This window comes from Sporosarcina luteola (assembly GCF_007991495.1).
In the GTDB taxonomy this organism is placed as follows: domain Bacteria; phylum Bacillota; class Bacilli; order Bacillales_A; family Planococcaceae; genus Sporosarcina; species Sporosarcina luteola.
In genome coordinates this window covers 46,306-54,047 of sequence record NZ_BJYL01000038.1, presented here as the reverse complement: position 1 = coordinate 54,047, position 7,742 = coordinate 46,306, and the positions used below count along the sequence as shown (strand labels likewise).

Here is a 7,742-nt window from a genome sequence, read left to right as displayed (position 1 = left end):
TCAGTTAGATTAATATAAACATTTTATAAAGCACGTCTTAATAGGACAAACCACAGAATGTTGAAGCGAATAGCAAAATGGCTATTTGGCATCTGTTCATCCTGCACGCTTTTCGATAAGATGTGTTCAATGATTGGACGGGAGTGTAGAAGATGGAGTGGATAAAAGAAACCGCTGGGTTGGCAGTTATGACGTTATTATTCAGCCTATTCACATGGGTGCTGACGGCATCCTACATAGAAGAATACAATTTATTTTCGGCTGAGCCGGTGTCCGTTGCTACTGTCGATAAAGTAGGAGCGAAAGGCTTATATGCGCCGCCTGCCTATTATGTACGGGTCGAATTGCCGGATGGAGAGGAATCTCCTTACCTCAACCGGATTTCCAAAAAGCAGGAGAAGGAAACTCAGGTTGGAGATTCAATCGATGGGTACTCGATACGCCCGTCAAACTTTTCGACGCTCCACGATTTCATCTATGACAGTGCATTATACTTATTCGGGATTTTTGTAATGGGGTTTCTGGCGTTCTGCTGTCTGATTGCTCTGTTGCTGTCCATCCCTGTATTGGAGAAGTGGGAAAACAAGATCTCTTACAAACGACAGGCGAAACGGAAAAGGCGGAAGAAAGAGAAACAGAAAAAAGAAAGGAGAGGCTGGAGAATTGTCGGTGTTGTACTTCTAGTATTTTTACTTTTCATAGGGCGCTTCCTATTGAACTTGGTTCGGAAATTACTGCCATTTGGAAAGACAGATACCGAAGCTGTAATCTTTGACCGCGATTCCCATGTTACATACCGCAAATACGAAGACTCGTCCTACGAATTAACCGTATCCTTCGAAGATCAGGCAGGACACACCTTCCAGGTTATCAAAGACGTAACAGGGCATACCTACCAGCAATATGGCATTGGTGACAAGCTGCCGATTACTTACCGCAATGCCAATCCCTACGATGTATTTGTACGCGGCAATTCCTTTCTGGACATCTTTGAAGCAGCTCTCACTTGGGAATCATTTGTCTGTTTGGTTATGATGGCAGTCACTTTGTTTGCTGGATGGGCGTTTATTAGAGAATCGAGTAGGAGGGAGTGATGAACTCCCGACCTCTCACCCACCGTTCGTACCGTTCGGTATACTGCGGTTCCACTATTCCTTAAATTCATCTTCCAATTCCTTCTCAATTTCCCCGTCACTCACCGGTACAATTTCTACTTTTCCCCGTATTTCTTATTGATTAGTATAATAGTTCCCCATACCATTTATCTACGCACCCTTTTATTCTTTATTCCTTTTATCGGCTTTCAAATGTGCATCCAATATACCGACTAATTTCTCTTTCACTACTTCTGACGTTACAACACAGCTGATTTCGGAGTACTTTGTCATAATCCACAATTCATGCCCGCTGTTCACTTCAGGGGAATCCCCGTAAAAACGATGGTTCTTATCTATTGCCTCAAAATGATATGATTGAATATTTTTCCATGAAACAAACTTGCCTCCACATAACACCCCGCCTTCCACAAATGCAAACAGATTCCATATATAATTAAAATAGATCAAAGCCCAGATTAATACGGTGGCGTAAGGCAAATTGATAGTTGTGTCTAGTAATTTATAAACAGCCAGGATTAGGAAGATCGACAGACTGAAACCCAGCCATTTAAGAGCAGACCTTTGTTGAGAAATAACAGGGCGCTCAATCGTTTTTTTCGGCTGTACCCGGATTGCTTGCAAATCTTCCTCCGTCACAGGGAAAGCAGTAGGCTGTCTCATTTTAATGACTAACCGAAAGAACCGGAAACAGAGAAATAGGAATAAGATGCCCGTTAAAATGTCCCGATTAGTCATCTTATTCTTCTCCTAACGATTCGTAACACTCCATTATTGAATTCTCTAGAAAATTCTATCGCAACAGCTGCTGCCATTTTTCTTGCTTGCCCATCCCCTAATTCAGTTAACGGAAAGTCCGCTTCTGATTGGCCATGTCTGATTATGAGTAGCTCCACCCAAATCCCTCACTTTTTTAAATCAATCGCAACTATTTTACCATATAATTACTTGGAGACATTTCACAATAAAAAACCCATCCTAATTGAGAACTTTAGGATAGGTTATTTTGGGTTAAGCTAATTTTCACGATTGCCTGCTAAGCAAGTCTTATTATCATTTATTTAACTCATGCTTCTTCCCTACCGTATCTGTCACGATCAGCTTCTTATCCGTAACCTCCATCCGTTTCCCTAGAATTGTCGAAAGCTTGGTCGTTTTCTTATCTAGCAGGCTGTACTTGTAGACGCCTTTTTCATTAAAATAATACATCGTCGAATGGTCGTACAGCACGGACAAGTTTTCTCCACCAGCCTCGCGATTTAGGTAAGGTTGGTTGTGAGACTCCTCGTAATAGTCAAACGTCACACGCGCATCGAAGGTGAGTTCCTTTTTCTTTTCGCTCACGCCGTCAAGAGCGGTCGAGTATAGTACAAGCTTCGCATCCTCAAAAATATCCGGGCCTGTAGCACGCGGCGTGTAGGAATCCGCATTCGTAAAATACATGCGGCCATTCCATATGAATAAATTACGGAATGACTCACCTGATGGCTCTCTCATAATTTCAAATCCTTGTCCATCCGTTTTCATCTTCATGACAGCGAAAGCATATGGCACTTCATCCGCTTCCGCAAAACCGCCTCTCCAGTAAGGGATGTAAAGCTCTTCATTATAAAGAATGATACGGGTATTATCATGCAAGTAAATGACCGAGTCAAAGTCCCACTTACTTTCCTGAATCTCCTTGTCTTTCAATAATACTTCCCGTTTGCCGGTTTCCTTATTTTCTTTGATAACTTGGTAATATCCGTCTGAATCCCGCTCAGTGAAATACGAAAACCCATCCTGGTCAACAGTCTTCCCTTTCACACTCACGTATGTATGATAGTTGCTAAGCTTCATCTTATCATCCATCGCGCGCACTAAAAATGCAGAAAACTGAGCGCGGGTAACAGCATTGCTCGGCATGAATTTACCTTCCGATCCACCTGCAACACGCTGCTTCGCAATTCCGTTAATGTCCTGATAGGCCCAGTGAGCTGGTGTCACGTCAATAAATGTCGCCTGCTTGTCTAGCGGCATGTCGAATGCCCGGCGCAAAATTGCAGCCATTTGTGCACGTGACGTCTTTTCACCTGGGCGCATGAAACCGGCGTCGCCTCGTAGAATCCCTTTTTCGTTTACCGTCGCTAGAATCTGATAATAAGGCGACTTTTTCGAAACGTCCTTGAACTCCACAGACGCACTTTCTGTCAACGGAATATTCAATGCCTTGATTAGCATGGCAGAAGCTTGTGCACGTGTGATCGGCTCATTCGGACGGAATGTGCCATCCGGGTAGCCGCCTATAATATTGCGTTCCGATAAGTACATAATCTCATTCTTCGCCCAATGTGATTTCACATCAGAGAAATTCGTTGCTGCGTTTGCCTGAAGTGGAAGGGCCGCCAAAAAGAGCAGCACCGCCACGATGGCAGTCAATTTACTTTTCATCACCATTGTCCTCCAATTATAAAACTACTTCTCAAGCAAATAAAACCCAGTCGACACGCCCTCTATTTCAAGCGGTTGATTGACGGCCTCTTCTAGACAATGCCGACCTAGTTTCCGTAGTACTGCGTGTTTCATTTCCGCCTTTTTGAACTCGGGGTGCCGTCCCAGCATTTGCTGTTCCCAAATAACGGCAGTATTTTCGATCTCCTTCATCATGTACCCCATTGTTGTCAATCTAGCACTGTACAGACGGAGTTTTTCAGAAAAAGTTTCAAAGGTTTTTAAAAAAATTTCAATACGTACTTATTTTGCTTAAAAAACGACAACCTTTCCCCGTTGAGCTCCGTTACTATTATGAAGAGGGCGGTGGAGACAATGGAGCAGGTAGAATTGGAGAAAATCATAGATGCGCATGGAGAACATCTATTGAGAATGGCTTTCTTTTATTTGCGTGATCGCGAAATGGCAAAAGATATTGTGCAAGATGTTTTCATTTCCTTTTATACTTCATCGAATTATGAAGAACGAGGTACATTACGTGCGTATTTGACAAAGCTAACCGTCAACCGCTGCAAAGACTACTTGCGTAGCTGGCCATTTCGGAATTTGCTGTTCACGCATGACTGGGTGGAAACGATACATACGCAGCAGGATTCGCTTATTTTGAATGAAGAGCGGATGGAGCTCGCCATTACTATATTAAAGCTGCCGATGAAGTATCGGGAAATCATCATATTTTATTACTATGAAGAGTATAAGATCAGGGAAATCGCCGCATTTTTGGGGCTCTCTGAAAACACCGTGAAAGCACGAATGGTGAAGGCACGTAAGTTATTGAAGGAAAAACTGAAATCGGAGGATTGGGAGGTGCTATCTAGTGAATGAAGTAAAGAAAGGATTGGATGCCGTGTCCGGAATTACGCCCAGTGACATGGAAGATGTGAAACAAAGGGTCCTTCTTGGTAAACGCAAGCAGAAAAAAAGAAATCCGTTCCCCGCGGCAGTGACTGTACTTGTGACTGCGGCTGTACTGTTTTTTGCTTTCAATGTGCTGATGGACGGCCTTTACACTGCAGATGAAGAAGAGTATGAGGTCAATGAACTAATCTATGATTTCATGTTGCGGACTGAATCGGACGGCAATGCAGTAGCGGCTACTGACGAGATAAGGCAGGAAGTTTTGCGGAGTATGCTGCAAATTGACGCTTTAATTGACTATGCCAAAACGAGGGGCTACTCGGAAGACATGGAAGCAATCAACGAAACCGTAGCGGAACAGCGGGTTACTTTCTATGCGGATTTGGACAAAGAAGGAGAAGAAAAGAAGAATAGCATCCTCCAAGCGCAGACAGATGCTTTTGGTATAACGTATGATGAGTATTTCGATGTCCTGCTGAAGTGGACAGCCCGGGCTGAGGCGGCCTCCAACTGGCTTGATCGTCACTCACAGGAGGAATCTATAACTAGAGGTGAAGCGCTTAGTTTGTTCCAGAATAAATACGAGCGTGCCATCACCGCTTTCATGGAACAAAAGTCAATTCCACCTTTCGATTTGTCCGTGAAGTCAGAGGAGCTTGAAGGGACAGTCGCCTCTATTGAGGGGGAACGAGTCCTTATCACGCATGAATTTGTAGAGGACGCTCCGTCGAAAAAGGAAGAGTTGATCTTAAATGGAGCCGCTTCCCGATTTATCATCGATGACGCTGCGGAAGAGATTGCACTTGGTATGGAAATCAGAGTGGTTTACGACGCACTCGCCTACCCAGTTGCAACGCAAGGAAATCCCGTTGTTTATCAGAACGTGACGGAGTGGGAAAAGATAGGGTCTGGCACTGAAATCGAATATCTAGCTAAAAATGAAGAGCAACTGTCTGATGCCGATATTGAAACTGCTTTTGAAATGTGTGTGAGTGCACTGACGGGTTATTATCATGCGGTCTGGAACGGTTCGGGTATCGATTTAGATATGTTTATCGAAAACGAAAACCTTAAACAGTATACCGAAAAAAAGATTCAATCCCAACATGATCTGTATGGCGGGCTTAATAGTCCGGTGAAAAATGTTGAGATTGGGGCTTGGGAAGCTACGTATACGGATGATGTGAATGGAGGGTTTCTCTATTTAGAATTACCTGCGGAAATTAAAAAGCACCAAGGTGGTTATAGTGAAGCGACCGAATTTCTTGTGCGTAATGTAAACGGCAAATTAGTCATCGTCGATTGGTATACCGGAGCAAAAGATAGTTATGATTTCATGGTTCGCGGTGAGAATGAAACGATTGATGATCCGGATATTTGGAGTGGTAAGGAATGGGTGAAGAGATTTGATGGTATGACAGATTAATTCGGGTCTACCCTGGCATATTGTCTATAGAAACAGCCCACGAAGGAAGTCTTCCTCGTGGGCTATTTTTCATTTAATATCTTTATGGATCAAAACCGTTGCAATTTCAGGGAAAATCGAAAGGATAACCATGAATACGACCATGATGACAGCATACGGAATGACACCTTTCACAATTTCACTAATGGTGTTTTCTTTGTTCAACCCTTTCAATACGAACAGGTTCAGACCGACTGGTGGTGAGATAAGAGCCAATTCCATATTGATGACCATGATGATTGCGAACCATATTGGATCGAAACCAAGTGCCATGATGATCGGGTAAAGGATTGGCAACGTGATGACAAGAATCGAAACGGTCTCAAGGAACATACCGAGAATCAGCAATACAATATTGATCAAAATGAAAATGATCCATGGTGAAATGTCTTGAGAGGTAGCAAAGTTGACAATACCTTGTGGAATCTGAAGAATTGTCAAAATATAACCCAAAAGCATTGCGCCAATGATAATGAACAAAATCATTGCGTTTGTTTTCACTGTTGAAATAAGGATTTCCTTCATAGTTGTCAAATTGATATTTTTATAAACGAAAATCGCAATCACGAAACTTAGCACGACTCCAACAGCAGCTGCTTCAGTCGGAGTAAATTTACCGGAATAGATTCCTCCGATAATGATGATGGGCAGCAATAATCCCCAAATAGCTTTTCTTGAAGCTTCCATCCTTTCGCCCCAAGTCGCCGGCTTATCCTTAATATGGCGAGTTTGGTAAGCAGAGAAAATCATGAATGTAACTGTCAGAATTGCGCCTGGGATGATCCCGGCGATGAAAAGCTTCCCGACAGACTCCCCGGTTACAGAACCGTAGATGATCATCGGAATGCTTGGCGGAATCAGGATTCCTAGCGTTCCACCCGCAGCCAAAAGCCCAAGAACATGACGTTTGTTATACCCTCTCCTTACCATTTCAGGTAGAGCCACAGCACCGACAGTAACGGCCGTCGCAACACTGGATCCTGATATCGCTGAGAAAACGGTACAGCAGAACAATGTAGCAATGGCAAGACCACCAGGGAAATGCCTGAACCATCTGCTCGCCATTTCATACAAATCCCGTCCAACCCCGCTGACGACAAGCACTTGGCTCATTAATACATACATCGGCAAGGCCGTGAGTGTAAAATCATCTAATGACTTGTACGATATAATCGGAATCTGCATGAAGGCGAATGTACCGCCGTTGAAGAAATACATCCCTGCAACCGCAAGCAAACTAAGCGAAAAGGCGACAGGCAGTCCAATGAGAAGAAGAAGCCCTAATCCACCAGTAAAAAATATATTCATAGGTGCTCTCCTCCTTTATGTATCCCGCCATCGATTATCTGCAGTATAAAGGCGATGCAGAGAAGAACTCCCCCGATCACGAGGAGGGATTCCGGAATATACATTGGAATCCTCAACAGTGAAGCGGATGTAACTCCCAAGTTGAAGGTCTTGATGACATGCAAGTAGCTATACAGTGTAAAGATGATGCTGAACACCAAACCAAGTGAATTCGTCAGGTAAGCCAGCAACGTTTTCATTCGATCATTAACATTATTGATCAATAAATCAACAGTAATATGCGAATAGGTCCGAACCGCGTAGGCACTACCTAAGAAACAGCTGCCAATGATTGCATAGATGGATAGCTCAGTCGCCCATGAAGTCGGCTTATGCAAAAAGGATCTTGAAACAACTTCATAGAACGTCATGACGGTTGTCAATAATATAAGCACACCCGCAATGTATGCGCCCCATCTTATGAGCAGATCTAAAACATTATAGACCTTTTTCAAAGCGGTCCCCCC

At 43.5% G+C, this 7,742-nt stretch carries 8 protein-coding genes; 3 read left to right on the top strand and 5 right to left on the bottom strand.

The features are described from left to right. The first annotated feature begins 152 nt into the window (after nt 1–152). Complete coding sequence (locus SLU01_RS14185) at nt 153–1,094, top strand: DUF3592 domain-containing protein (protein ID WP_147059456.1); 942 nt, start codon at nt 153–155, stop codon at nt 1,092–1,094. 183 nt (nt 1,095–1,277) lie between these two features. Here the strand turns inward: SLU01_RS14185 and SLU01_RS14180 are convergent, their stop codons facing one another. The 3 genes from SLU01_RS14180 to SLU01_RS14170 form a co-directional block, all read right to left on the bottom strand. Continuing rightward, complete coding sequence (locus SLU01_RS14180) at nt 1,278–1,853, bottom strand: hypothetical protein (RefSeq protein WP_147059454.1); 576 nt, start codon at nt 1,851–1,853, stop codon at nt 1,278–1,280. 315 nt (nt 1,854–2,168) lie between these two features. Further along, entirely contained in the window at nt 2,169–3,545 is a 1,377-nt protein-coding gene (locus tag SLU01_RS14175; RefSeq protein WP_170232723.1) for an S-layer homology domain-containing protein, read from the bottom strand. A gap of 24 nt (nt 3,546–3,569) precedes the next feature. Further along, nucleotides 3,570–3,758 (bottom strand): hypothetical protein, encoded by a 189-nt coding sequence (locus SLU01_RS14170; RefSeq protein WP_170232722.1) that lies wholly within the window; start codon nt 3,756–3,758, stop codon nt 3,570–3,572. A gap of 162 nt (nt 3,759–3,920) precedes the next feature. On the opposite strand from SLU01_RS14170, the gene SLU01_RS14165 reads away from it, so the two are divergent. Together SLU01_RS14165 and SLU01_RS14160 are read left to right on the top strand one after the other, a co-directional pair. Then, entirely contained in the window at nt 3,921–4,430 is a 510-nt protein-coding gene (locus SLU01_RS14165) for a sigma-70 family RNA polymerase sigma factor (RefSeq protein WP_147059448.1), read from the top strand. Continuing rightward, nucleotides 4,423–5,889, top strand: a complete 1,467-nt coding sequence (locus SLU01_RS14160; RefSeq protein ID WP_147059447.1) for a hypothetical protein — start codon at nt 4,423–4,425, stop codon at nt 5,887–5,889. Before SLU01_RS14165 ends, SLU01_RS14160 begins: the two co-directional genes overlap by 8 nt. A gap of 69 nt (nt 5,890–5,958) precedes the next feature. Here SLU01_RS14160 and SLU01_RS14155 read toward each other — a convergent pair whose 3' ends face one another. Beyond that, nucleotides 5,959–7,236 carry a TRAP transporter large permease gene (locus tag SLU01_RS14155; protein WP_147059445.1) on the bottom strand — a complete coding sequence of 426 codons (1,278 nt, stop codon included), beginning with the start codon at nt 7,234–7,236 and terminating at the stop codon, nt 5,959–5,961. After that, entirely contained in the window at nt 7,233–7,730 is a 498-nt protein-coding gene (locus SLU01_RS14150; RefSeq protein ID WP_147059443.1) for a TRAP transporter small permease, read from the bottom strand. Before SLU01_RS14150 ends, SLU01_RS14155 begins: the two co-directional genes overlap by 4 nt. Nucleotides 7,731–7,742: the final 12 nt, after the last annotated feature.

Coding starts and splice junctions, on each gene's coding strand:
- SLU01_RS14185 (WP_147059456.1), top strand. CDS start 153: ATGGAGTGGATAAAAGAAACCGCTGGGTTGGCAGTTATGACGTTATTA.
- SLU01_RS14180 (WP_147059454.1), bottom strand. CDS start 1,853: ATGACTAATCGGGACATTTTAACGGGCATCTTATTCCTATTTCTCTGT.
- SLU01_RS14175 (WP_170232723.1), bottom strand. CDS start 3,545: ATGAAAAGTAAATTGACTGCCATCGTGGCGGTGCTGCTCTTTTTGGCG.
- SLU01_RS14170 (WP_170232722.1), bottom strand. CDS start 3,758: ATGAAGGAGATCGAAAATACTGCCGTTATTTGGGAACAGCAAATGCTG.
- SLU01_RS14165 (WP_147059448.1), top strand. CDS start 3,921: ATGGAGCAGGTAGAATTGGAGAAAATCATAGATGCGCATGGAGAACAT.
- SLU01_RS14155 (WP_147059445.1), bottom strand. CDS start 7,236: ATGAATATATTTTTTACTGGTGGATTAGGGCTTCTTCTTCTCATTGGA.